24 protein-coding genes are annotated in these 23,061 nt (G+C 66.4%); 5 read left to right on the forward strand and 19 right to left on the reverse strand.

Going from position 1 to position 23,061, the window contains the following annotated elements:
* Positions 1 to 76: 76 nt before the first annotated feature.
* From AC5P9N_RS01640 to AC5P9N_RS01655, 4 genes are all read left to right on the forward strand, one after another.
* The gene (locus AC5P9N_RS01640) at positions 77 to 439 is read left to right on the forward strand and encodes a DUF596 domain-containing protein (protein ID WP_158230120.1); all 363 of its coding nucleotides are present in this window, start codon (positions 77 to 79) and stop codon (positions 437 to 439) included.
* Between the two features lie 424 nt (positions 440 to 863).
* Positions 864 to 1,346 carry a hypothetical protein gene (locus AC5P9N_RS01645; protein WP_099484369.1) on the forward strand — a complete coding sequence of 161 codons (483 nt, stop codon included), beginning with the start codon at positions 864 to 866 and terminating at the stop codon, positions 1,344 to 1,346.
* A gap of 272 nt (positions 1,347 to 1,618) precedes the next feature.
* On the forward strand, positions 1,619 to 3,841 hold the full coding sequence (locus AC5P9N_RS01650) for a methyl-accepting chemotaxis protein (protein WP_099484370.1): 2,223 nt from the start codon (positions 1,619 to 1,621) through the stop codon (positions 3,839 to 3,841).
* Positions 3,842 to 4,007: 166 nt separating this feature from the next.
* The gene (locus AC5P9N_RS01655) at positions 4,008 to 4,376 is read left to right on the forward strand and encodes a glycine zipper 2TM domain-containing protein (protein WP_032965667.1); all 369 of its coding nucleotides are present in this window, start codon (positions 4,008 to 4,010) and stop codon (positions 4,374 to 4,376) included.
* Positions 4,377 to 4,504: 128 nt separating this feature from the next.
* Here the strand turns inward: AC5P9N_RS01655 and AC5P9N_RS01660 are convergent, their stop codons facing one another.
* The 5 genes from AC5P9N_RS01660 to AC5P9N_RS01680 all read right to left on the reverse strand — a co-directional run bounded on the left by AC5P9N_RS01660 (position 4,505) and on the right by AC5P9N_RS01680 (position 10,182).
* The gene (locus tag AC5P9N_RS01660; protein WP_099484371.1) at positions 4,505 to 5,632 is read right to left on the reverse strand and encodes an ABC transporter permease; all 1,128 of its coding nucleotides are present in this window, start codon (positions 5,630 to 5,632) and stop codon (positions 4,505 to 4,507) included.
* Positions 5,629 to 6,816, reverse strand: coding sequence for an ABC transporter permease (locus AC5P9N_RS01665; RefSeq protein ID WP_005412688.1), 1,188 nt, complete (start codon positions 6,814 to 6,816; stop codon positions 5,629 to 5,631). The genes AC5P9N_RS01660 and AC5P9N_RS01665 overlap by 4 nt, the downstream gene beginning before the upstream one ends.
* Entirely contained in the window at positions 6,801 to 7,814 is a 1,014-nt protein-coding gene (locus tag AC5P9N_RS01670) for an HlyD family secretion protein (protein WP_099484372.1), read from the reverse strand. The genes AC5P9N_RS01665 and AC5P9N_RS01670 overlap by 16 nt, the downstream gene beginning before the upstream one ends.
* Positions 7,807 to 9,207 carry a TolC family protein gene (locus AC5P9N_RS01675; protein WP_099484373.1) on the reverse strand — a complete coding sequence of 467 codons (1,401 nt, stop codon included), beginning with the start codon at positions 9,205 to 9,207 and terminating at the stop codon, positions 7,807 to 7,809. Before AC5P9N_RS01675 ends, AC5P9N_RS01670 begins: the two co-directional genes overlap by 8 nt.
* 78 nt (positions 9,208 to 9,285) lie before the next feature.
* Complete coding sequence (locus tag AC5P9N_RS01680) at positions 9,286 to 10,182, reverse strand: LysR family transcriptional regulator ArgP (protein ID WP_012479551.1); 897 nt, start codon at positions 10,180 to 10,182, stop codon at positions 9,286 to 9,288.
* Positions 10,183 to 10,288: 106 nt separating this feature from the next.
* Between AC5P9N_RS01680 and AC5P9N_RS01685 the strand changes: the two genes are divergently transcribed.
* A complete protein-coding gene (locus tag AC5P9N_RS01685) occupies positions 10,289 to 10,903 on the forward strand; it encodes a LysE/ArgO family amino acid transporter (RefSeq protein WP_043035546.1) in 615 nt (204 codons plus the stop codon).
* On the opposite strand, the gene map is transcribed toward AC5P9N_RS01685, so the two are convergent.
* The 14 genes from map to AC5P9N_RS01755 all read right to left on the reverse strand — a co-directional run bounded on the left by map (position 10,900) and on the right by AC5P9N_RS01755 (position 23,019).
* Entirely contained in the window at positions 10,900 to 11,682 is a 783-nt protein-coding gene (gene map / locus AC5P9N_RS01690) for a type I methionyl aminopeptidase (RefSeq protein WP_180863364.1), read from the reverse strand. The two genes, AC5P9N_RS01685 and map, sit on opposite strands and share 4 nt — an antisense overlap.
* Before the next feature lie 10 nt (positions 11,683 to 11,692).
* Positions 11,693 to 11,905 (reverse strand): ParD-like family protein, encoded by a 213-nt coding sequence (locus AC5P9N_RS01695; RefSeq protein WP_005412680.1) that lies wholly within the window; start codon positions 11,903 to 11,905, stop codon positions 11,693 to 11,695.
* A 68-nt stretch (positions 11,906 to 11,973) separates the two neighbouring features.
* Positions 11,974 to 12,333, reverse strand: coding sequence for a bleomycin resistance protein (locus tag AC5P9N_RS01700; protein WP_043035544.1), 360 nt, complete (start codon positions 12,331 to 12,333; stop codon positions 11,974 to 11,976).
* A gap of 145 nt (positions 12,334 to 12,478) precedes the next feature.
* Positions 12,479 to 13,363: an arginase family protein gene (locus tag AC5P9N_RS01705; RefSeq protein ID WP_043035543.1), complete on the reverse strand. Its 885-nt coding sequence runs from the start codon at positions 13,361 to 13,363 to the stop codon at positions 12,479 to 12,481.
* Positions 13,364 to 13,366: 3 nt separating this feature from the next.
* Complete coding sequence (locus tag AC5P9N_RS01710) at positions 13,367 to 14,431, reverse strand: GNAT family N-acetyltransferase (RefSeq protein WP_043035542.1); 1,065 nt, start codon at positions 14,429 to 14,431, stop codon at positions 13,367 to 13,369.
* A gap of 29 nt (positions 14,432 to 14,460) precedes the next feature.
* On the reverse strand, positions 14,461 to 15,861 hold the full coding sequence (locus tag AC5P9N_RS01715) for an aspartate aminotransferase family protein (protein WP_099484375.1): 1,401 nt from the start codon (positions 15,859 to 15,861) through the stop codon (positions 14,461 to 14,463).
* 63 nt (positions 15,862 to 15,924) lie between these two features.
* Complete coding sequence (locus AC5P9N_RS01720; protein WP_099484376.1) at positions 15,925 to 16,641, reverse strand: MtnX-like HAD-IB family phosphatase; 717 nt, start codon at positions 16,639 to 16,641, stop codon at positions 15,925 to 15,927.
* 174 nt (positions 16,642 to 16,815) lie between these two features.
* The gene (locus AC5P9N_RS01725) at positions 16,816 to 18,018 is read right to left on the reverse strand and encodes a DegT/DnrJ/EryC1/StrS family aminotransferase (RefSeq protein ID WP_099484377.1); all 1,203 of its coding nucleotides are present in this window, start codon (positions 18,016 to 18,018) and stop codon (positions 16,816 to 16,818) included.
* Between the two features lie 10 nt (positions 18,019 to 18,028).
* On the reverse strand, positions 18,029 to 18,427 hold the full coding sequence (locus AC5P9N_RS01730) for a DMT family transporter (protein WP_005408666.1): 399 nt from the start codon (positions 18,425 to 18,427) through the stop codon (positions 18,029 to 18,031).
* Positions 18,424 to 18,783: an EamA family transporter gene (locus tag AC5P9N_RS01735; RefSeq protein WP_012479558.1), complete on the reverse strand. Its 360-nt coding sequence runs from the start codon at positions 18,781 to 18,783 to the stop codon at positions 18,424 to 18,426. Before AC5P9N_RS01735 ends, AC5P9N_RS01730 begins: the two co-directional genes overlap by 4 nt.
* 1 nt (position 18,784) lies before the next feature.
* Positions 18,785 to 19,621 carry an alpha/beta hydrolase gene (locus tag AC5P9N_RS01740; protein WP_005412675.1) on the reverse strand — a complete coding sequence of 279 codons (837 nt, stop codon included), beginning with the start codon at positions 19,619 to 19,621 and terminating at the stop codon, positions 18,785 to 18,787.
* 79 nt (positions 19,622 to 19,700) lie between these two features.
* Positions 19,701 to 21,080 carry a sensor histidine kinase gene (locus tag AC5P9N_RS01745; protein WP_005412674.1) on the reverse strand — a complete coding sequence of 460 codons (1,380 nt, stop codon included), beginning with the start codon at positions 21,078 to 21,080 and terminating at the stop codon, positions 19,701 to 19,703.
* Positions 21,077 to 21,760: a response regulator gene (locus tag AC5P9N_RS01750; RefSeq protein ID WP_076739576.1), complete on the reverse strand. Its 684-nt coding sequence runs from the start codon at positions 21,758 to 21,760 to the stop codon at positions 21,077 to 21,079. The genes AC5P9N_RS01745 and AC5P9N_RS01750 overlap by 4 nt, the downstream gene beginning before the upstream one ends.
* A gap of 131 nt (positions 21,761 to 21,891) precedes the next feature.
* Positions 21,892 to 23,019, reverse strand: coding sequence for a metallophosphoesterase (locus AC5P9N_RS01755; protein ID WP_062606839.1), 1,128 nt, complete (start codon positions 23,017 to 23,019; stop codon positions 21,892 to 21,894).
* Between the last annotated feature and the right edge of the window lie 42 nt (positions 23,020 to 23,061).

Raw genomic sequence — 23,061 nt, forward strand, 5'->3', positions numbered from 1 at the left:
GTGCTTTGGAGGAACATGGCCATGGAGTTGGATGGAGGTGGGATCAACTTCGCGGAGCAGACAGAAGATTTTTTCGATGGTGAAGATGTTGATGACAGACGGAAGGCTGAAGCTTGCCGCTGATGGCGTCTTCGCCGATGGGAATGTTGACGAGCAACTGGATGTTCCACGCCGTGCATGGCCGACCAGAAGAGATCGGGTGGATCTCGACGAGGACAGCATCTGGTTCCTTTCTGATGCGTCGTTTGGACTGGTCTGGATTTCACCTGTGGGCAATGACGATTACCACCTTGGCTTCCCTGAACAACCAGGAATCGCCGCTGTGGAGGGGAGCTGGCTCCAGGTGAAAATGGGTGACAACACGCATCTGGTCGGGGCTGCCTTGGGCCGTGCCGCGGATCCCTCGATCAATTTGTTTTCGACGAGGGGTAACCGTTGAGGATCTCAAAAAATGGAGCGGAGTTCCCTTTCCTGTTGATTGGTGCCATCGGCAGCGGGAGCCCCTCGGACGCGTTCAACTTCCACTGTCAGTGATGGTTGGCGGCCGATGATTGATAGTAAGAGGCTTTCCACCTGTACCATCGGCGTGAAAGGTCTGGGAGATTATTTGTAGCATGGCAAGTAAAGTTGTATCTGCGACCCGGGTGCAGTGGGGTGCCGTTTGATCTGTCCTCGTTGCGAGCAGGGTGAGGTATTGAAGGCCCAGGTAAAGGGGTGCGGTACTCAGATATTTGTCTGCGACGAATGTGATGTCGTGTGGTTCTCCTTGGCTGCCATCGGGGTCTCTCCGTTCAGAGACCTTGAGGAGTATCTTGAGGAAAATTCCGTCGCCCCTTCCTGGGGGTCAATTTCCGTGGATAGGCATGAGTAGAAAGTACGCAATTTCCGCGCACTCCTCGATCGTCTTGCCTCAGCGCAGCGTGTGGCTACGTGCAGCATGGGGTGACCTTCCCGTCTCCTATTTCCAGAGCGACGAGAATCTCAATGATTGCAGTTTCATTGACTTGAAGGTCAACAAGTGGGAGATCAGTGGCAGTGGAGCCCAAGGGGATCTGGATCCCTTCATCAGGGTCGAAATCTTCAAGGGTCGGGAACTCGTGGATTACCTTGGCGATGCAGCGTTTTGCCCACCTGTAGACGTTGCTGAGGAAATTCTGCTTGTTTTCGAGTTGGACGACGGTGGTGATGAATCCGACGAGTGGCTGCTGATGCGGCTTGTATCTGTCCTGGCCGAGGACAACAGGCTCTATTGCTGCAGGGATGGCTTCCAGCAGATCGGCAGAGAGTTCTCCTGCACTGTGCCAGCGTTGGGGGATGTTCGGATGAGGTTGCAGCAGCGCGGGTAGCCCTGCGATGGCAAATGCCAGATTTCAGCTGTGATGGCAATTTCGAACGGAAGACGTTATCTGCGGTCGCGCGTCGTGAGCGCGGCGTGATGATTGCGATTGCCATGCTCGTACATCGATATGCCCAGAAGGAATAACCGTCTCCATTAAGTGTGTTCTTCACGCCTGTCTGCACAGTTCCAGAGTTTTGGATCGATATAATAATATTGGCCCATAAAGTTTCCCCTGTCTGCGCCGCCACCGTTCGTACGGCCACGATCAAGGGAATTGAGATGCTCGCCTTACGCAACCTCCGAGTGGGATCCCGGCTGGGTGCCGGGTTTGGTCTGCTGCTGCTGTTCATCGTGGCCATCGTTGGCCTCGTGCTGTATGGAAACCACCTGAAGTCCGCCCAATTCGAGAAAGTGGTGGACGTCAACATGGTGAAGATGCGGTTGTTGAACGACATGCTGGATACCAACAACGCGGTGCTGATGCATCGCCGGCTGATGGTGATCAAGCGCGGCGAGGATTTCGACAAGGATTATCAGAAGGCGCAGGAGCTGTCGCAGACCTACGATGGTATCTGGGCCAAGTACATCAAGATTCCACGTGATGCCACCGGCGATACCCTGGTGGCGAAGATCGGGGCGGCGCGCAAGGCTACCGACGCTTCCACCCAGCACCTGCATGAGCGCATGAAGGCCGGCGATTTCGACGGCGCGGCCAAGGAACTGCTGGCCGAACATGGCCTGGCGACGGCCTGGAATGAAGCCATCTCGACCCTGCTGCGGCATCAGGATGCGCTGACAGCGCGCAGCCGCGAGGAGTACCGCGCGACCGAATCATGGACCGGTACGTTGTCGATCGTGTTCGGTGTGATGAGTCTGCTGCTGGGCTCGCTGGCGGCATGGGCGATTACCCGCAGCCTGACCCGTCCGCTGGCAGGGGCGGTGAAGCTGGCCGACGGTATTGCCGGTGGCCGCCTGGACAGCAGCATCGACGCGTCCGGCAACGATGAGGTGACCCAGCTGCTCCGATCAATGCAGCGCATGCAGGCGCAGTTGCAGTCGGTGATGGCGGCGCAGGGTGAACTGGCCCGCCAGCACGACGCGGGCAGCCTCAGCTATCGCATGGACGAGAGTGCTTTTCCTGGCGACTACGGGCGCATGGTGCACGAGACCAATGCGCTGGTCGGCTCGCATGTGCAGGTGCAGAACCGGCTGATCGAAGTAATGAAGCATTACGCCCGCGGTGATCTGTCAGTGGACATGGATCCGTTGCCGGGCGAGAAGGCCGCAATCACCCAGGCCATGGACGAAACCAAGACCAGCCTGTCGGCGATCAACGGTGAGATCCGCCGCCTGGCGACGGCTGCAGCCGCAGGCGACTTCAGCCTGCGCGGCGATGAAGATCGCTTCGCCTATGAGTTTCGCGACATGGTGGCCGGGCTCAATCGCCTGATGCAGACCACCGACGAGAACCTGGTGCAGGTGTCGACCCTGCTGCAGGCGATCTCGCGCGGTGACCTCACCGTGCGCATGCAGGGCGACTTCCACGGCGTGTTCGCCCGCATGCGTGATGACTGCAACGCCACCGTCGATCAGCTCAAGCAGATTGTCGGCCGTATCCAGTCCAGCGCGTCCAGCATCAACCTGGCGGCAGGCGAGATCGCTTCGGGCAACACCGATCTGTCGCGGCGCACCGAGCAGCAGGCGGCGAACCTGGAAGAGACGGCTGCGTCGATGGAGGAACTGACCTCCACCGTGAAACAGAACGCCGAGCACGCACGCCAAGCCAACCAGCTTGCCATCGGCGCGCATGGCGTCGCCTCACAGGGCGGCGAGGTGGTCGGACAGGTGGTCACCACGATGTCGGCTATCGAAGCCTCGTCGAAGAAGATCGCCGAGATCATCAGTGTCATCGACGGCATCGCGTTCCAGACCAACATCCTGGCCTTGAACGCGGCGGTGGAAGCTGCGCGTGCCGGCGAGCAGGGCAGGGGCTTTGCGGTGGTGGCCAGTGAGGTGCGCACGCTGGCGCAGCGCTCGGCCGGTGCGGCCAAGGAGATCAAGGGCCTGATCGAGGATTCGGTCGGCAAGGTCGCCGATGGATCGGCGCTGGTTCGCCAGGCCGGCACCACGATGGGCGAGATCGTGGCCTCGGTGCAGCGCGTGACCGACATCATGGCCGATATCTCTGCCGCCTCGCAGGAGCAGAGCTCGGGTATCGAACAGGTGAACCAGGCGGTGGTGCAGATGGACGAGACCACGCAGCAGAATGCGGCGCTGGTGGAAGAAGCCAGCGCGGCGGCACGCTCCATGGAGGAGCAGGCCAACCTGCTGGCCGAGGCGGTTTCGGTGTTCCGCACGGGGGCGGTGACCGCCGCCGCAGCGGTCCGCCCGGCGCTGGCAGCCGTGGCGGCATCGGTTGCACCGGTACGCCGGCCGGCGGTGCTGTCGCCGCGGATGGAACCGACGCTGGCCGCCAATGCGGGTGGTTGGGAAGAGTTCTAGCAGAGGGCAATGCCGGTAGGGAGACGGCGCCCATCACGATGGTTGATCGTGATGGGCGCGGATTCTCTTCCTGAACGCGCGATGGCCGATGAGGCGGCGGACACGCGCATTTCACTTCCGGTTGCCAACCGCAGGAGGACACTTGCGCCATACCGGAACTCAGGAGATGGCCATGAAGACCTCGACCCGATTGCTTGTGCTGGGCACGCTGCTGGCGGCTTCGTCGGTGGCCGGTGCGCAGACGTATGGGCCGCGCGATGAGGGACGCAAGTTCAATGACGGCAGTCGCGTGGTCTGCAAGAACGTGGAAGTGCAGCGCAACTCGCGCGATCCGAACCGCATCACGGGTACCGCTACCGGCGCAGTGATCGGCGGCCTGCTGGGCAACCAGGTGGGCGGCGGTAACGGCAAGAAGCTTGCAACCGTGGCCGGCGCTGTGGCCGGTGGTGCGGCCGGCCGCCAGATCCAAGGCAACCAGCAGCAGAAGAACGGTGACCGCGTGGTTGAACGTCGCTGCGAACGCGTCTATCGCTGATCGATCGCCGAAAGTCCCCGTTTCCCCTTCCACACCGCAGTACCCGAACGCCGGCCCCACGCCGGCGTTCTTCGTTGCAGGAAAAAGGGGACGGAGGGAATTAAGTCGCAATCCCCCAAACCGGCCGTTTACGACTTAATCCCCTCCGTCCCCTTTTTTGCGAGGAGGCGCCAGGTGGCGAGGCTGCCGTAGAGCAGCAGCAGGACGGTGAGGGTGATCAGTTCGTGGCTGACGTCGGCCAGGCTGGCGTCCATCTGGTTCAGGCGCACCATCAGGTTGATGCCGGAGGTGGTAGGCAGCAGCTGCGCCAGCCAGACCAGCGGTTGCGGCGTCATCACTGCCGGCCACGACAGGTTGGCCAGGAAGAACAGCGGGATCGAGGTGGCGATGATGTACTGGAAGGCGCGTTCGCGGGTGCGGAAGAAGCTGCCGACGAACAGGCCGAAAACCACTGTAGCGGCGATGAACAGGGTGCCGCCCAGCAGCTGGCCCAGTGGGTTCCCGCCGCGCGGATAGTCCTGCACCCAGGCGGTGAACCCGGCGTACCAGAACAGGCCGAACAGGCCGATCAGGCCGAAGCCCATCGCCATGCCGGCCAGGGTCGGCAGGTCGAAGCGCAGGCGCCGGCCGAGTGCCAGACGACGACCACCGAGCAGCACGCCGATGCCCATCAGCAGGGTCTGGTGCACGATCAGCTCGGCCACGCCGGGCACGATGGCGCTGCCATAGCCTTCCTGGGTGTTGTACAGCGGGCGCTGCACCACGGTGACCGGCGGCGCCTGTGGCGCGCCCATGAAGGCGGCCTGGCCGACCACGGCGTCACGCCCGAACGCGCCCAGTGCGTCGGCCACGCTGCCCAGCACCCAGCTGGCACGGCCCAGGTAGGCGCCGTTGCCGAGCAGCACCAGCTTGGCCGGGTGGCCGCGCAGGATGTCGCGCTCCAGGTTGGCCGGGATCAGCACGATGCCTTCGGCGTGGCCGGCTTCCAGCTGCTGACGCGCACTGTCGATGTCCGCCGGTTGCCCGACCACGCGTGCAACGCGGAGCGCATCGAGCTTGCGCAGCAGCTCGCGGCTGGTCGCGCTGTGGTCTTCGTCCACCACCAGCACCGGCAGGTTGCCGGCCACCTGGTGACGGTACGCGGCCGGGTAGAAGAAGGAATACAGGATCACCGCGCCGACCATCACCACGATCGCGTAGCGGTCGCAGAGCACCGCCATCAGGGTCTGCCGCAGGCTGCGCCAGAGTGCGCTCATGCGTCGGCTCCCGCAGGCTGCGCGGCTTCCGGCGAGCGCGCAAAGGCGATCAGGCGCAGGCCGCCAATGCCTCCTGCCACCACCGCCATCAGCAGCAATGTGGCCAACGGCCACACCGAAACCTGCAGCGGCGAACCGATGAACTGCTGCTGGGTCTGCAGCTTGATGTAGGCGCTGAGTGGCAGCAGCTGATGCCAGATGCGGGTGAACAGGGGGCCATCCAGCACCGGGAAGGTAGCGCTGGAGAACGCCAGTGCGGTGCCGATGCTGAGGCCGACCGCGGACAGCGCGGTACCCATGTCGCGGGTGACGCCGACGAAGAACAATGCGTAGGCGGCCGTGGCCAGGTAGAACAGTGGCTGTGCGAGCAGCAGCAGGAGCACGCTGCCGGCCACACCATCGCCGCGCAGCCAGGCCAGGTAACCGATGCCGAGCGCGCCATACAGCGAAAACAGCAGGATGTACGGCGCGACCTTGCCGGCAATCGCCGACCACGGCGTTCGACCCAGCCAGGCGGGCAGGGTGCCGTCGCGGATCTCGCGGCCGAGGCTGCCGGCCACCGCAAGTGCCAGTACCAGCGACAGCACGGCTGGGAAGATCAGCGGCAGCAGGAACAACTCGTAGCTGCGCGCAGGGTTGTACAGGATGTCCGACTGCACCGCGATCGGTGCCGCACGCAGCTTGCCGGGGCCGACCTGCAGGCCGATGCGTTCGCGCAGCAGGCGTGCGTTCCAGGCCGAGACTGCGTCGCCGATATCGCGTGACGCAGATTGGCCGGTGGTCATGTAGGTGGCGTTGTAATAGGCGAACACCGTGCCCTGGCGTCCACGCAGCGCCTGCCGGGTGACATCGCGCGGCACCAGTACGATGGCAAACACGTCCAGCCTGCGCAGCTGCGAACGCGCGTCCTCCAGGTCCGCCGGCTGGCTGGCGATGCGTACGCCGGGACTGGCATCGAGCATGCGCAGCAGCAGGCGGCTGTCACTGCTGTGGTCGAGGTCGACCACGGCAATGGGGATGTCGCGCATCACCGACGGCGAGAACATCCACGCCATCACCGCCAGCATCAGCAGGGGCAGCACGGTGACCAGCAGCAGGTCGGCACGGTTGCCGCGCAGCGAATGCAGCTCGCGCCGCCACGAAGCAGCGAAGCCGTTGCGGTCCGGGCTCAGTGCTGGGGCCATGCGAACAGCACGCTCATGCCGGGGCGGAAGCCCTCGATGCGGCGTACCGGGCGCACCCGCACCTCGAAACTGCGGACGTCGTAGCCGGACGACTGGCGGGTGGTACGCCAGGTCGCATAGTCGCCGGCAGGGTTGATGAAGTAGACCTCGAACTCGCCGTCCAGGCCGAGTGCCGGCACGTTGCCCTGCAGCTTGCTGCCGACCTTCAGGCCCTGCATCTGTGATTCGCGCAGGTTCATCGCCACCCACATGCAATCAATGTCGACCAGGGTGAATACCGGGTAGCCGGCCGGCACCAGCTCGCCCGGGTCGGCCATGCGCTTGTTGATCTCGCCCGCCACCGGCGCGCGTCCTTCGACTTCGGCACGGGCGGCGTTGACTTCGGCCACCGCGCCCTGCGCCTGCTGCACCTGGCCCTGCGCGGCACGCTTGTCCTGCTCGCGTGCGCCGGCCAGCGCCATGTCGTACTGCGCGCGCGCGGCACGGGCCAGTTCGCGCGAACTGGTGGCCTGGGCATGCGCTTCATCGCGCTTCTGCCGGGTCATCACCCCTTCGTTGAACAGGTTCTGCACGCGCTGGTAGGTGGCTTCGGCCAGCGTTGCACCGGCTTCGGCGCGCTTCCAGTTCGCTTCGGCGGCGCGGATGTCTTCGCTGCGCGCGCCTTCGTCGGCCTTGTCGGCCACCGCCTGTGCGGCGGCCAACGCGCCGTGGGCCTGCTGTTCCTTGGCGGCCACTTCGGGGCTGTCGAGCAGGAACAGCACCTGCCCGGGCTGCACGCGGTCGCCCTCGCGCGCCTTCAACTCCGCCACGCGCGCGGTGATCTTGGCGGCCACGTTGATGGTGTCCGCGTCGGCCATGCCCTGGATCTGGTCGGCCGGGCTGCGCCAGGCCACCCACAGGCCGAGCACCACCGCGACCAGCAGCACCACTACCAGGATCGGGCCCAGGCGGCGCTTGGCCGGGGGTGTTGTCGCATCGTCGTGCAGCACATCACTCATGGTCGATCACCTCGTCCGCACGGCGCCGGAATTCTTCAAAACGGTCCATCTGTCCACTGACCTCCAGCAACTGTGCCAGCGCAATATCGTATTGGTAGGCGGCCTGTGCGCGCTCTACACGGGCACCGCCCAGGCCGAGCCGCGCGTCGATCACATCCAGCGAGGTGGCCTGGCCCTCGCGGAACGCCAGCTCCTGCAGGCGCAGGTTTTCCTGTGCCTGGGCAATGCTGCTGTCGAGCAGCACGTACTGCTGGCGCGCGGTTTCCAGTTCGTTCCAGGCCTTGCGCACGCCCAGCGCGACCTGGTTCTCGGCCTCGCGCAGGCCCGCTTCGGCCTGGTCCCGCTGCGCGCGCGCGGCGCTGATCTGCGCCGGCCGCGAGTTCGGCGACAGGAAGGTGTACTTCAGGCCGATGCCAAACGCCCAGTCCGGATCGGTCAGCATTTCGTCGCGGCGGCGGAAGTCGTACTGGCCGAAGGCAAAGATCTGCGGTTTCAGCTTGGCCTGCTGCACGCGCACGCCCTGTTCGGCCTGCGCCACCATGGCCCGCAGGCGTGCGATCTGCGGCTGGCGCGCCTGCGCAGTACGCTCGAAGCTGGCCACCGGTTCCAGCGGCACGCGCTGCACGAACAGCGGCGAAACCGGCTGCACCTCGCCACCACTGCGCAGCAGCGTGGCCAGTGCGGCCTTCAGCGTGGCCAGGTCGTTCACTGTCTTCTGGTATTCGCGCTCGGCCTTGTCGCGGGCCACGGTGGCCTGCAGGCGCTGGGCGCGGGTGGCGAAACCCTCGCGTTCCAGCTTCTCTGCATCGGACAGGTGGCGGTTGAGGCCATCGCGCACGTCACGGCGCACGTCCACCGCCTGCTCGGCCAGGCGCTGCCCGAAGTAGGCCTGGGCCAGCTGCACGGTCAGCGATTGACGTTGTGCTTCGCGCTCGGCGCTGGCCTGTTCGTGGGCGGCACTGGCCGCACGCTGCGCGGCCGGAATCACGCCGCCGGTGTACAGCGGCAGCACCGCAGTGACCACTGGACGGGTGCGCCAGTCGCGCTCGGTGAACGACAGCGGCGAATCGATGCCGAAGGCTTCAGCCACCGGCGCCAGTGAGCCCAGCGGCAGAGTGAGCGTCTTCTGGAACTGCAGGCGGCGCACTTCGCCGGTGATCTCCGGCAGGCGCAGCAGCCGGGTGGCGTCCTGCAGGTCCTGCTTGTTGCGAACGGCTGCATCGGCAGCGGCCAGCGCATCGGAGACCTGCTCCAGGCGTTGCCGCGCCTGTTCCCAGTCCAGTGCGGGTGCATCGACACTGCTCTGCGCTGCCGCCGCAAGCGGCAGGCAGGCTGCCAGGGTCAACGCGACTTTCGCGCGGTGCATCCTTGTACGTCGGCCGATCACGCCCATGCCGTCCCAGTGGTAAAGAAGTGCGCAAACGGTAGTGCGCATGGTGTGAAGCCCGGGTCTGCGGTCATCGGTCTTTCCTCAACGAAGGGTGCCGCTGGCCGCAGTACGCAGCGCCTGGGTGATGTGCTGCAGCGTGCTTGAGCGCACGGCGGCATGCTGCCAGTACAACGGCACATCGAGCCAGCGGCGGGGTTCCAGCACCACCACGCGGCCGGCGCGCACAGCGGGCGCGGCCAGGGTTTCCGGGGCCAGGCCCCAGCCGAGTCCGCACGCGGCGGCTTCGACGAAACCGGTGGAGGAGGGCAGGTAGTGTAGCGGCGGCTGCAGCCGCGCGCGGGTCAGGCGACGCACGAAGCGCCACTGCAGTTCATCTTTGCGGTTGAACACCAGCATCGGCGCGCGTGCCAGCGCCGTGGCGTCCATGCCATCGCTGAAGTACTGGCGGGCGAAGCCGGGCGAAGCAATCGCTTGGTAGCGCATGGCGCCGAGCGGGTGCACGTTGCAGCCCTTCACCGGCTGGCTTTCGGCGGTGACCGCACCCAGCACGCTGCCGTCGCGCAGCAACCGCAGGGTGTGGTCCTGGTCGTCCATGCGCAGGTCGAACAGGTAGCCATGGCGCTGGTGCAGGTCGGCGATGGCCGGCACGAACCACGTATCGAGCGAATCATCATTGACCGCCAGCGGGATCGGGGTGCGCGCAGCGTCGCTGCTGCCACGCTCGGGAAGCAGCTCGGCCAATGCCTCGGCCTCCAGCGCCTGCATCGGTCGCACTCGGCGCAGCAGCGCCTCACCGGCGGCGGTGGGGCGGCACGGCGCCTGGCGCACCACCAGCACCTGCCCGAGCCGGTCTTCCAGAGCCTTGATCCGCTGCGACAGTGCTGATGGGCTGATCGACAGGCGGCGTGCCGCAGCCTCGAAGCTGCCTTCCTCCAGCACCGCGGCAAACGCGGCCAGTTGCGGGTGTACCAGGTCCATGCCGGTGCCTCTTCAGTTTTCCTGCACAGGATAAAGAAAAATCAGTTTGTCTAAACAAGGCTGTTGGCCGCACCCTGCGCGTCCCCTCGCTGCCTGGCCTGTCCCGATGTGGATTGCCGCTACCGTCGCGGGCCTGTTCGCAGGTGCCGGCCTGATCATCGCCATCGGCGCACAGAATGCCTTCGTGCTGCGCCAGGGCCTGCAGCAGCGCCATGTGGGGAGGGTAGTGCTGGCCTGCGCAGGTGCGGACATCGCGCTGATCCTTGCCGGCGTTGGCGGCATGGGCGCGCTGGTGCTGCAGTGGCCGTTGCTGCTGCAGGTGCTGCGCATCGGTGGTGCGGTCTTCCTGCTCTGGTATGGCCTGCAGGCCGGGATGCGTGCGTGGCGCGGTGGCAGTGCACTGGCGGCGGGTGACGTGGACGGTGGCGATCGACGGCAGGTGCTGCTGACCTGTCTGGCCTTCACCCTGCTCAACCCGCACGTCTATCTGGATACGGTGGTGCTGCTGGGCAGCCTGTCCACGCGCTACCCGGGCAATCTGCGCTGGGCCTTCGCCGCCGGTGCGTGCGTGGCCAGCGTGGCCTGGTTCTGCACATTGGGCTATGGCGCGCGCCTGCTGCAGCCGGTGTTCCGCAGGCCGGCTGCATGGCGGATGCTGGACACCGGCGTGGCGATCTTCATGTTCTGTCTCGCCACGCTGCTGCTGTTGCGCCCGCTCTAGGCCGCGTCCACCGCGCACTGCGGGGTTTCGCCGGGGCGCAGGGTCAGCACGCGCACGCCGCTGCGGGTGACCGCCACGGTGTGCTCGAACTGCGCCGACAGCTTGCCGTCGCGGGTGTAGACCGGCCATTCGTCCGGCTGCTGGCGGATCGCCGGCTTGCCCTGGTTGAGCATCGGTTCGATGGTGAACACCATGCCTTCTTCCAGCACCATTCCGGTGTTGGGATGGCCGTAGTGCAGGATCTGCGGTTCCTCGTGCATTTCCTGGCCGATGCCATGGCCGCAGTATTCCTTCACCACGCTGTAGCCGTGGCTGCGCGCGTGGCGGGCGATGGCGTGGCCGATATCGCCCAGGCGCGCGCCCGGGCGCACCGCGGCGATGCCTTTCCACATCGCCTGGTAGGCGGTCTGCACCAGCCTGCGCGCGGCGTAGTCGACCTCGCCCACCAGGTAGGTGGTGCTGGAGTCGGCGATGTAGCCGTTCTTTTCCAGGGTGATGTCGAGGTTGACGATCTGGCCGCTGCGCAGCACGTCGGTGGTGCTGGGCACGCCGTGGCAGATGACGTTGTCGATCGAGGTGTTGAGCACGTACGGGAAGCCGTACTGGCCCTTGCTGGCCGGCCGCGCCTGCAGCTCATCGACGATCATGCGCTCGACGAATTCGTTGATCTCCATCGTGCTGCGGCCCTGCAGCGGCAGTTGGTCGAGCGCGGCGAACACCTGCGCCAGCAGGCGCCCGGATTCGGCCATCAACGCGATTTCGTGCGGCTGCTTGATGATACCCATGGGCTCAGACCTGGCCCGGAGGCAGCAGCGGCGGCTGCACACCGGCCGCGCGCAGCTCGCTGGCGACGATGTCCTGGAAGCTCAGCGTGGGGTTCAGCTCGCAGAGCATGCCGACCCGGATCCAGAAGTTGGCCTGGGCATTGATCGAGCGGCTGGAGACGGTGCAGGCACGGCGCAGCTGGTCGTGCAGGGTGTCATCGATGTTGACGATGCCCATGGGTGGCCCTCGAAGTATGAATATACGAATCGTATATGTTTCGTATATCCATCTCAAGCCGACGTTATTCAGTCCGTGTGGGTGGCGAAGCGCAGCCGGTTGCCATCCGGGTCGCGCAGCAGCATTTCGCGGCTGCCCCATTCGGTGTCATGCGGGGGCTGCTCGATCGGCACGTTGGCGGCACTGAAGGCGCGGTGCAGGCTGTCGACGTCGTCAACGATGAAGTACACCGCGCCGCCGACCTCGCAGTCGCCGCTGTGTTCGGTAAGGAAGATCGTCTGGCCGTCGCGGGTGAGCTGGGCGAACAGCGGGAAGCCGGGTTCGAAGCGATGTTCCCAGTCGACCACGAAGCCCAGCCCCTGCACGTAGAACGGCAGGGTGGTGTCGGCGTGGCGCATGCGCAGTTGCGGAATGACGGTCTGGGGCATGGCGAGGGCTCCGGGACGGGAGCCCAGTGTAGTGCCGGCCGCTGGCCGGCATTGGTCTGGTAGATGCCAACCTTGGTTGGCATTGCCGGCCAGCGGCCGGCACTACCGAAGCCATGCCGGCCAGCGGCCGGCACGACCGGCGCGGTCAGCAGGCCGTCGGTACGGCGGCGATTGCCGCCAGCAATTCGCGGTTCACCTGCTGGTGACGCGCCTGCCAGGCAGGAAGATCTTCGGCGCTGATGTCCGGTTGGCCATCCAGCGACGACAACCAGCGCTTGAAACGACTCTGGTAGTTGGCCAGCGACACTTCCCCGGTGATGTCACTGCCGACCAGGCCGCCGGCACGCAGCGCCTCGATCACCACCAGTGCGTCTTCCAGCTGGAATCGGCCCTGGTCCCAGTTGCTGCGCGCGACGTCCTCGGCGAACACGTCCTTGTCGATCGACAGGTAGGTCGGCTGGGGCGACTTGGCCTGTTCGGCAGCGAACGCGGCCACCAGCGCTTCGGGGTGCTCGAAGCGGCGGAACGCGTGGCCCATGCCGAGGCGATGGCCCCAGCTGACATCCACGTCCATGCACCAGTACGTCAAGCGACCGCCCAGCAGCGGACGCCAGTGGTTCTCCCAAGCATGGCCGAGGCCGATGTCGCTGGAGGTAATGCCGAGCACGTGGATGTGCGAGATCTGCGGCAGCTTGCTGGCGGCATTCACCCATGAGCCGCAATGCATGCCGAACGGAAAACGCATGTTGTCCGGATGGTTGTCCAGCACTACCAATTGGAACGGCGCCTGTGTGCGCATGCGGCGCAACAGCGGCAGGCTGAGATGATGGAAGTCGCCACTGCCCAGCATCACGGTGCCGAGCTGCGCGGGCAGCGGCGCCAGCACTTCGGCGGCGAAACGGTGCAGCGTGGCACTGCTGCAGGCGAAGCGCAGCGGGTCGTGCCACTGCGGAAGGGCCAGGGTCTGTGCCTGGGGCAGTGGCAGCACGCCACCGTCCAGGTCGAGGATCAACGGAGAACGCAACGGCATCGTTCAACCGCCTCCATCGGGTTCGCCCTGCAGGTACGGGGCCAGCCGGCGCAGGGCGGCGCGCAGCAGCGGGGAACGGGCGTGGATCGCATGCCGGGTGGAGGTGAAGCTTGCCCCCAGCTCGGCTTTGATCCGCGAGTCAGTCCAGCCGGCCACATAGTGGCTCAGGCCGTGCTGCAGCGCGTACTCAAGGTTGTGCATCCAGCTGACCGCGTACAGGTTGTGCTCGCGCGACTGCGGATAGGCCAGCCCGATGTACTTGTCCACCAGCTTTCCGGCGTGGATGTAGCACAGGTTCCAGCCGATCAGCTGGCCCTGGTGGCGATACAGGAACATCCGTCCCTGGCCCTGGCTGTCGGCCAGCAGATGCTGGAAGTAGGGCAGGTCGAGCTGGTCGAAATGCACCGCGCTCTGCGCATACACGCCCAGGTACAGCGCATACAGTTCGGCCTGCAGCTGCGGGTCGGCGAGGACCGGATCGCCGGTGGCGATGCAGTCGATCTGCAGGTCATCACGCGAACGGAGCTTGCGCCGGATGTTCTTGCGGCGCGAGGACGACAGGCGGCCGAGGTAGCCATCGAGCGAATCGAAATCGATCGCCACCCAGGCAAGCGGCATGCCTTCCAGTTCAACGAAGCCGCGCGCCAGCAAGGCCTGCAGGAACGCCGCGCTGTGCGCGTTGGCCGCGTCGTCCAGCAGCGGTGAATCGATGGCCAGGTCCTTGACCACCAGCAGCCGGGTATCACCGATCGCGTGACGCGTCACGTCCTCGGCCAGCGCCTCCGGCGCCACGTGCGCCGGCAGCGGGGTGTACTCGGTGCTGGTGGCACCGACGAATCGGGTCTTCCAGGTGATCCAAGGCCGCCACAGGCGCGACAGCGGCAGGCCGAGCAGCTTGCTGCGCAGCGCGTCGTCCATCGTGGTGGTCAGGTCCAGCGGCGCACGGAAAGTCGGCAGGCCGCTGGGAAGGCGGCCTGCCTCGAATCCGAGCGGCGGGTGGGCCAGGAAGCCCTCCAGCAGCGCGGCCGGTTCCAGCGCGGTGCTGGATGCGCGTGACGTCATCTCCATCGGCACGGGAACCGGCAGCGCATCCAGCCTCAGCCCTTGGCCTTGGTCAGCGCCTGGTCGAGCAGGGTGATCGCCAGGTCGATCTCTTCGTAGCTGATGTCCAGCGACGGCGCGAAGGTGATCACGTTCTTGTACCAGCCACCCACGTCGAGCACGAGGCCCATGCGCTTGCCGTCGTGCAGGAGGTCACCGGCCAGGCCGATGTCGACCATGCGGTCCAGCAGTTCCTTGTTCGGGGTGTAGCCGTCGGCCTGGCAGATTTCGGCGCGCAGGGCCAGGCCCAGGCCGTCGACGTCGCCGATTTCCGGGTGGCGCTTCTGCAGGCCACGCAGGCCGTCCAGGAAGTACGCGCCCTTTTCCGGCACGGTGCGCTCGTAGCCCATTTCCTTGCCCAGCTTCAACACTTCCAGGCCCAAGCGGGTGCCCAGCGGGTTGGAGTTGAAGGTGGAGTGGGTGGAACCCGGCGGGAACACGGTCGGGTTGATCAGCTCTTCGCGTGCCCACAGGCCGGACAGCGGGTTCAGGCCGTTGGTCAGCGCCTTGCCGAACACCAGCACGTCCGGGGTCACGCCGAAGTGCTCGATCGACCACAGCTTGCCGGTACGCCAGAAGCCCATCTGGATCTCATCGACCACCATCAGGATGCCGTACTTGTCCAGCACGCGCTTGAGGCCGGTGAAGAAGTTGCGCGGCGGAATGACGTAGCCACCGGTGCCCTGGATCGGCTCGACGTAGAACGCGGCGTACTCGGCCTGGCCGACCTTGGGGTCCCACACGCCGTTGTATTCGCTTTCGAACAGGCGCTCGAACTGCCATACGCAGTGGTCGGAATACTCGTCCGGGGTCATGCCCTTCGGGCGACGGAAGGGGTATGGGAACGGGATGAACATCGCGCGCTCGCCGAAGTGGCCGTAGCGGCGGCGGTAGCGGTAGCTGGAGGTGATCGACGAGGCACCCAGGGTGCGGCCGTGGTAGCCGCCTTCGAAGGCGAACATCAGGCTCTTGCCGCCGCGCGCGTTGCGCACGATCTTCAGCGAGTCTTCAATGGCCTGCGCGCCACCGACATTGAAATGCACGCGACCGTCGAGGCCGAACTTTTCGTGCATGTCCACGGCAATGGTCTTGGCCAGCTGCACGCGGGTCGGATGCAGGTACTGGCTGGCGACCTGCGGCAGGGTGTCGATCTGGTCCTTCAGCGCGTCATTCAGGCGCTTGTTGCTGTAGCCGAAGTTGCAGGCCGAGTACCACATCTGCAGATCGAGGTAGGGCACGCCCGCACCGTCGAACATGTAGCTGCCTTCGCCGCGCTGGAAGATCTTCGGCGGGTCGACGTAGTGGACGGTATCGCCGAAGGAGCTGTAGCGGGCTTCGTCGGCCAGCAGCTGCGCGTCGGAGGCAGCGGCGTCGGCGTTCTTGTCAAAAATGTTCATGCAGTTCGGTTCCGTGAAGGACGTTCGAAAGGGGCGACGGGGGAGCGTGCTTGGAGGGAGTGCTCAGGCGGTGGCCAGCAGCGGGGGCAGTGCGGCGGGCTGCGGGCGGGCGTCGATGCGACGTGGCTGCAGCAGGCTGCCATCGAGCAGGCGCGGCAACAGTGCGACTGCATCGTGGAAGGTGTCGATGGCGGCATGCTCGATGCCGGCATTCGTGCAATGGGTAATCAGGCGGCGCTTGGCGAACACGAAGTCGGCGTCTTCGGACACGCAGAAATCCGAGCTGCCGTCACCGATCATCAGCACGCGCGGTGCTTCGTTGGCGCGCGCCTGCGCGGCGCAGGTGCACTTGCAGGTGCCACTGCGGCAGCCTTCGGCCTGGTAGGGCGACTCCAGTTCCCAATGGTCTTCGCACCAGCGCAGGTGGTTGGCCACCACCGGCAGCTGCGACAGGCCGTGGTTGGCCAGGATGCGGTGGATCGCATAGTCCAGGCCGTCACTGACGATGCGCAGCGGCAGGCCCAGCTGTTCGGCACGGCTGACAAAGGCGGCGAAGCCCGGATCGATCTGTACCTGGTCCAGATGGGCGTCGAGCGTGGCCGGGTCCAGCTTCAGCAGCCGCACCTGGCCCTGCATGCATTCACGCGAGCCGATCTTTCCCACTTTCCACTGGTCTTCCAGTTCCTGCCAGCCCGGCTGGCCGTACTTTTCCAGCAGCGAGTCGATGACATCTTCGAGGCTGATGGTGCCGTCGAAGTCACACAGGATGCTCCAGTGCATGGGCAGGTCCGTCGATGAAAGAAACGCCCGGCCCGATGCCGGGGCAGGCTCAATGTAGGCAGGCCGCCTTTCTCGTTCCTTTCCTGTTGAAAGGCTCTTCTGACAGGCTGGGAAAACGTTCAGGAAGGTGCACGGATGAATGCGCGGAGGGCAGGCCACGCGTGCACGTTCGGGTCAGGCGCGGGCCAGTACCTGCAGGATTTCGGCCGTGTCTTCACGGGTCTGCCAGGCGCTGTTGCCCAGGGTGAGCATGCGTGCGGCGAAGTCGCGCGCGTTGGGCATGTCGTCCTGCGGCACGATGCCGCGCAGGTACGTGTAGTCGGGCAGGGCATGGATGAACATGCGGCTGGCGCCGAGACCACGTGGCCACAGGTCTTTCAGCACGGCATCGCGGGCGCGCTGGCTGGGCAGCAGCAGCATCAGCAGTGGCCAGGTGCCACCGCTACCGGCGAGGCCGTCGACCACTTCTACGGCTGGCAGCTGTGCCAGCTGCACGCGCAGCTGCAACGCACGCAGGCGACCGGCCTGCAGGAACGCCGGCAAGCGCCGCGCGGCACGCGCGCCGATGTTCTGCCGCCAGTGGCTGACCCGGTGCTGCGGTATATCAAGCGGGAAAATGTCACCGACCGCTTCTTCCAGATCGTCGCGTTGAAGCGCACTGCGCAATGGATTGCCATACACCAGCGACAGCAGCGAAGGGCGATAGCAGGCAGCAAGGCCGATCAACTGCACGCTGCGCAGCAGCTCCCAGCGCAGGCTGGAGCGAACGTGCTGGACGGCATGTCCGGCCAGCGCGGCACGCAGTTCGTCATCGCGGCTGACCAGCAGGCCGCCTTCGTGCAGGCTCAGGCCCTTGCCGGCGGCCAGGCTGAAGAATCCGATATCGCCGCGCAGGCCGACACTGGTGTTGCCAACGCGTGCGCCGAGCGCCTGCGCGGCATCCTCGATCACCCAGGCGCCGGCGTTGCGGGCGACTTCGCAGGCCAGTTCGACATCGGCGATGCGCCCGCCCAGGTGGGTCGGCAGGATCGCCAGCGTGCGCGCATCGGCCAGACGCCTGAGCTGGCCGGGATCAAAGTCGAAGTGACCACGACGGGTATCGCACAGTTGCACGCGCAGGCCCAGGCTGTGCACCGCGATCGGCACCAGCGGGCAGGTATAGGCCGGCATGATCACGGTGTCGCGCCTTGGCGCGCGCTTGCGCAGCGTACGCAGCGCGATCAGCAGTGCGTGCGTGCCGGAACAGGTCAGCTGCAGTGGCGGTGTGCCGAGCTGGCTGGCCAGGACTTCGCGCAGGTCGCCACCACCGGGCAGGAAATCGCTGGCCTGAATCGGCAGGCCAGCGGTAGGTGGCAGTTCGCGCGCGAACAGGCTCATCGCAGCCCGCTCACGACGCGCTTTCGGCGGGACTGTGCGGGTCGTCCGCTTCAGCGCGGCCGAGGCAGACGATGCCGGCCACGATCAGTACCGCACCGAGCAGATGGTGCAGGGTCAGCGGCTCGTTCAACAGCCACGCCGACAGCAGCAGCACGCTGATCACTTCCAGGTGCGAGGCGGCAAACGCGGGGCCGATCGGCGCATGGCGCAGCAGGCTCATCCAGGTGAAGAACGCACCCACGTAGCCGAGGATGGCGCCATACACCCACGGCTGCGACAGCACGCGCAGCAGCCAGGCGGTGTTGGCCTCGACCGGCAGCGCGGCGTCACCGGCGTACTTGAAGCACAGCTGGGCCAGCGTGTCGAAGGCCATCAGCAGCGGGAAACCGATCACATACAGGCGCCTCATGAGCCGGCCCCCACCACCGCCACGCCCGCGGTGACCAGCAGCATGCCGGTCACCCGCAGCGGCGTGAGCTTCTCGCGGAACAGGAAACGACCGGCGATCATCAACGCAACGATGTTGATCGAGCCCAGCAGCACGCCCTTGGACAGCGGCACCAGCGACAGGAACGCAATCCAGGCCACGAACTCGAGCACGTAGCAGGCGATGCCGATCCACAGCCAGGGGCGGCTGAGCATGTGTTTCCAGCGTTGCAGTCCTTCGCCTTCCTGCGGATCGCTGGCGGCGGCCTTGAAGGCGAGCTGGCCACCGGTATCGAGTACCACATTGGCCAGCCACAGCAGGGTGGCGAGTGCCCCCATCTCAGGCCACCGCCTTGAGCACGCCCGTGCGTTCACCGATCTCGGTGAAAAAGCGCGCGCTGCGACGGATCACATCGCGGCGTTCGCGATCGATGGTGATCATGTGGTAGCTGTCTTCCAGCACCACCAGTTCCTTCGGGCCGCTGACCCGCGACATCACCAGCTCAGCGTTGCCCATGCTGGCCACATCGTCTTCGCGGGCGTGCATCACCAGGCACGGTGCGGTGACCTGGTGCAGGTGGCGGCGGGTCCAGTTGCTCAGCGCACGCATCTCGGCCAGCGCATGCCAGGGATTGCCCGGCAGGCCGGCGGCGGCGCTGTCGCCGGACAGCATGGCGGCGCTGACCTGCGCGCGCAGGCGCTCGTCGCGCAGGCCGTACGGCGGTTCTTCCATGAACATGCGGTCGCGGCCGATGTTGAAGCGCTTGAACCACGGCAGCAGGAACGAGAAGCGGGCCACGGCGGGAATGTTCCAGCCGTCGTAACGGAAAGTGGCGCCGTACACGCCCACGCCGGACACCCACTCCGGGCGACGTGCCGCCAACGCCAGCGAGAGTACCGCGCCCATCGACAGGCCACCCACGAACAGCTGGTCGACCTTGCCGCGCAGGGCGGCCGCCGCATCTTCCACGCCCTGGTACCACTGTTCCCAGGTGGTCGCCAGCAGGTCATCCACGGTGCCGCAATGGCCGGGCAGCTGCACGCCGTGCACCGTGAAGCCGGCATTGTTCAAGCCCTTGCCCAGCATGCGCATTTCCGCCGGGGTGCCGGTCAGGCCATGGACCAGCAGCACGCCCTGGGGGCCACCGGGGAGGAAGAAGTCGTGCGATTCGGTCACCTGGCGGCTCCGGGACGGCAGTGGGGATGGCAGGATCGCAAGCGCGATTTTCACCAGCCTTTCAGCGCGCCGGGCCGGGTCAGGGGGCCTTCAGCAGCGGCAGCGTGATGGCGACCTTGAGCCCCCCGCCCGGGCGGTTGAGGAAGCTCAGGCGGCCGCCGAAGTGCTCTACCGCCTCGTGCGCGATGGCCAGGCCGAGGCCGGTGCCGCTGGCAGCGGTGCCCGGCGCCCGGAAGAAGCGCTCGCCCAGCCGTGGCATCACGTCGTCGGGCACGCCGGGGCCGTTGTCTTCCACATAGAGTTCGACATCATTGTCGTCCAGCGCGTGCACGCCCACCGTGACGGTCGCATTGCGGCCGGCATAACGCAGGGCGTTGTCGATCAGGTTGTCCAGCGCCTCCTGCAGCATGGCGCCGTTGCCGAGCACACGCAGCGGATGGGGGCTGCCGCGGTAGCCGAGGTCGATGCCATCGCGGATCGCCTCCGGCACGCGCATGCCAACCCACTGCGGCACCAGCTCGCACAGGTCCAGTGCTTCCACGGTATCGGGCACGGTCTGCGCCCGGCTCAGCGCCAGCAGCTGGGTGCTGACCCGGGCAGTGCGCTGGTTGAGCCGGCGGATGTGCTGCAGCGCCTCGCGCACCGTATCGGGGTCACCGTGTGCCAGCGCCTGGTCCACGTGCAGGGCCATGCCCGCCAGCGGCGAACGCAGCTGGTGCGCGGCATCGGCAATGAAGCGGTTCTGCAGGGTGATCATTTCCGCCTGGCGGGCAAACAGATCGTCGATGGTGCTGATCAGTGGCTGGATCTCCTCCGGTACGTCGGCGTCGGAGATCGGTGCCAGTTCGCCACGGCGCTGCGCCAGGCGGGTCCTCAGCGGCGTGAGGATGCGCAGGCCGTAGGTCACGCCGAACCAGACCAGTGCTGCGGTGCCCAGCGCCAGCATGGTCATCAGCGGGATGATGATCATCAGGATCTCGCGCGCCCGCTGTCGGCGGTCGGCCATGCTCTCGGCCACGGTCACCGCCAGCTGGTCCTGCGGATCGTTCATCGCCTGCGTGCAGACCGTGGCCATGCGCACCTGCTGGCCATTGAGGTTGCCGTCGTACAGCGCCGGATGCACGCCGGTGCAGTCCTGAGAAGGGGCATACGGGCTGAAGTCGGCATTGCCGCTGAGCGTACCCATGCGGCTGCTGTCGACGTTGAAGTAGCGATGGCCGTCGGGGTCGTACTCGATCAGGAAGCGCGCCTGCGGCGACAGGTCGCTGGTCACCGGCATGGTGCTCAGCATCTGCGCGAACGAATGCGTGTCGTCGATCAGGTTGCGGTCGTGGATGCGGTTGGAATAGTCCAGCGCAACGTAGTAGGCCAGGATCGTGTTGAAGGTGAGCAGACCCAGCATCGGCAGCGCCAGGAAGGCGAGCAGGCGCCGGCGCAGGCTGGGCGGTCCACTGATCACGGGGTGCTGTCGTCCTGCACGTCTTCCAGCATGTAGCCCAGCCCGCGCACGGTGCGGATGCCCATGCCGCCGGGCTGCAGCTTGCGGCGCAGGCGGTGCAGGGCGATGTCCAGACCGTTGTCGGTCAGGTCCTGGCCCCAGTCGCACAGCGCTTCCACCAACTGCGCGCGTGACACGATGCGCTCGGCGCGCACTGCCAGTGCCGACAGCAGGCCGAACTCGCGTGCGGTCAGTTCCAGCGACTGGTCGTCGATCCACACCCGATGCCCGGCCAGGTCGATGCGAAGGCGGCCGATGCGCAGGTCCGGGTTGCCATTGCTGGTGACCCGGCGCAGCTGGGCGCGCACGCGCGCTTCGAACTCGTCCAGCGCGAACGGCTTGACCAGGTAGTCATCGGCACCCAGGTCGAGCACACGCACGCGCTCGGCCAGGCCGTCACGGGCGGTCACCACCAGCACTGCGAGGCCATCACCGCGCTGGCGCAGGCGCTGCAGCACGTCGCGGCCATCCAGCTGCGGCAGCCCCAGGTCCAGTACCAGCAGCGCGTACTGCGTCGAGCCCAGTGCAGCATCGGCGTGCGCACCGTTGTCGACGTGGTCGACCACGTGCCCCTGCCGGCGCAGCGAGGCGCACAGGCCGGAGGCGATATCCGGGTCGTCTTCAGCAATCAGAACGCGCATGCGCGGGGCTCCTGTAACGGTCAGGCCCACCGGATGGACGGGGTGGGCCTCTCGGCTGCCGAGGGTAGCCGCAAACCGGCTGCAGGTGGAGCGCGCCGGCACCTCCCGGCACCGTCGCGCTGTCCCTCCATTCAGTCCTGCAGGCCCGGCTCACCCAGCGCCAGCGGCACCCGCGAACCATCCAGCAGGCCACGGCTGAGCTTGCCACCCTCGATGAACAGCAGTTCGCCGTTCTCGCCGTTCTTGATGCTGCTGTCGATGGCGATCACGCGGTCGCCGTGGAAGCTGCTGACGTGCGGCATCGAGGTATGGCCAACCACGATGCGCTTGAGCTGCAGGCGGTCGAGCACAGCCTGCACACCCGCGGTGTCGAGGCGGCCATCGAAATAGCCGCGGTACCAGATCGGGCTGGTCTTGCCGTCATACAGCGGTGCGGTGGCCGGGTCGGCCTTCACTTCGGCCTTGGGCAGGCCCAGCGAGGCCTGGTAGGCCGCGTTGGTGCGTGCCGGGTCCAGCGCCAGCTGCACCGCCTCGGGCGAGATGCCGCCGTGCAGGAACAGGGTATCGCCGATCTTCAGCAGCACCGGGCGGGTGCGCAGCCACTGGCCGATCACCGAGTCGGCGCCATACAGTTGCGGGTAGCTGCGGCCGAGCAGCTGGGCGCTGCGCAGGTATTTCGGGTTGACGTAGCGCAGGTCGTCGTACAGCACCATGGTCTCGTGGTTGCCGAGCACGAAGTGCACCGCGCCGCCGGCGGCGGCCGCCTGCTGCTGCAGGCCATACAGCAGCCAGAAGGCTTCGGTTACCTGCGGGCCGCGGTCGAACACATCGCCGGCGATGACCAGGGTGTCCTTGCCCAGCGCCCAGCGGTCCTGTGCGTCGATGACCTTGTGGGCACGCAGCAGGCGCACCAGCAGCCCGTACTGGCCGTGGATGTCGGACAGCGCCACGATGCGCGGCACGGCCGGCAGCACGGAGACCGAAGGTGCATTCGGGGCGGCCACGTGCACGCTGTGTTCGTAGCCGCAACGCGGGGCGATGTCGGCGCCTGCGGCCTGCGTGGCAAGTGTGTGCGACTCGACCTTGTCGTCGCAGATCCAACTGGCCTGCAGCTGGTTGCCCTGGCGGAACACATAGGGGCCATCGGCCTGCACGTGGTCGGCGGGCGCGGCAACCTCACGGGCCTGCGTGGTTGCTGTGGCGCAGGCCAGCAGCGGCAACAGCAGGGCGGTCAGCAGGGAAGGGCGACAGCGCGACATCGGCGGCATCCAGCGGCGGAAACATCCGATGCTAACCGGCGC

Source organism: Stenotrophomonas sp. YJH_SMC_6 (genome assembly GCF_059371335.1).

Bases quoted from the DNA above. Each gene is read 5' to 3' on its own strand.
- AC5P9N_RS01640 (WP_158230120.1), top strand. From the start codon at position 77: ATGGTGAAGATGTTGATGACAGACGGAAGGCTGAAGCTTGCCGCTGAT.
- AC5P9N_RS01645 (WP_099484369.1), top strand. From the start codon at position 864: ATGAGTAGAAAGTACGCAATTTCCGCGCACTCCTCGATCGTCTTGCCT.
- AC5P9N_RS01650 (WP_099484370.1), top strand. From the start codon at position 1,619: ATGCTCGCCTTACGCAACCTCCGAGTGGGATCCCGGCTGGGTGCCGGG.
- AC5P9N_RS01655 (WP_032965667.1), top strand. From the start codon at position 4,008: ATGGCCATGAAGACCTCGACCCGATTGCTTGTGCTGGGCACGCTGCTG.
- AC5P9N_RS01660 (WP_099484371.1), bottom strand. From the start codon at position 5,632: ATGAGCGCACTCTGGCGCAGCCTGCGGCAGACCCTGATGGCGGTGCTC.
- AC5P9N_RS01665 (WP_005412688.1), bottom strand. From the start codon at position 6,816: ATGGCCCCAGCACTGAGCCCGGACCGCAACGGCTTCGCTGCTTCGTGG.
- AC5P9N_RS01670 (WP_099484372.1), bottom strand. From the start codon at position 7,814: ATGAGTGATGTGCTGCACGACGATGCGACAACACCCCCGGCCAAGCGC.
- AC5P9N_RS01675 (WP_099484373.1), bottom strand. From the start codon at position 9,207: ATGGGCGTGATCGGCCGACGTACAAGGATGCACCGCGCGAAAGTCGCG.
- AC5P9N_RS01680 (WP_012479551.1), bottom strand. From the start codon at position 10,182: ATGGACCTGGTACACCCGCAACTGGCCGCGTTTGCCGCGGTGCTGGAG.
- AC5P9N_RS01685 (WP_043035546.1), top strand. From the start codon at position 10,289: ATGTGGATTGCCGCTACCGTCGCGGGCCTGTTCGCAGGTGCCGGCCTG.
- AC5P9N_RS01695 (WP_005412680.1), bottom strand. From the start codon at position 11,905: ATGGGCATCGTCAACATCGATGACACCCTGCACGACCAGCTGCGCCGT.
- AC5P9N_RS01700 (WP_043035544.1), bottom strand. From the start codon at position 12,333: ATGCCCCAGACCGTCATTCCGCAACTGCGCATGCGCCACGCCGACACC.
- AC5P9N_RS01705 (WP_043035543.1), bottom strand. From the start codon at position 13,363: ATGCCGTTGCGTTCTCCGTTGATCCTCGACCTGGACGGTGGCGTGCTG.
- AC5P9N_RS01710 (WP_043035542.1), bottom strand. From the start codon at position 14,431: ATGGAGATGACGTCACGCGCATCCAGCACCGCGCTGGAACCGGCCGCG.
- AC5P9N_RS01715 (WP_099484375.1), bottom strand. From the start codon at position 15,861: ATGAACATTTTTGACAAGAACGCCGACGCCGCTGCCTCCGACGCGCAG.
- AC5P9N_RS01720 (WP_099484376.1), bottom strand. From the start codon at position 16,641: ATGCACTGGAGCATCCTGTGTGACTTCGACGGCACCATCAGCCTCGAA.
- AC5P9N_RS01725 (WP_099484377.1), bottom strand. From the start codon at position 18,018: ATGAGCCTGTTCGCGCGCGAACTGCCACCTACCGCTGGCCTGCCGATT.
- AC5P9N_RS01730 (WP_005408666.1), bottom strand. From the start codon at position 18,427: ATGAGGCGCCTGTATGTGATCGGTTTCCCGCTGCTGATGGCCTTCGAC.
- AC5P9N_RS01735 (WP_012479558.1), bottom strand. From the start codon at position 18,783: ATGGGGGCACTCGCCACCCTGCTGTGGCTGGCCAATGTGGTACTCGAT.
- AC5P9N_RS01750 (WP_076739576.1), bottom strand. From the start codon at position 21,760: ATGCGCGTTCTGATTGCTGAAGACGACCCGGATATCGCCTCCGGCCTG.
- AC5P9N_RS01755 (WP_062606839.1), bottom strand. From the start codon at position 23,019: ATGTCGCGCTGTCGCCCTTCCCTGCTGACCGCCCTGCTGTTGCCGCTG.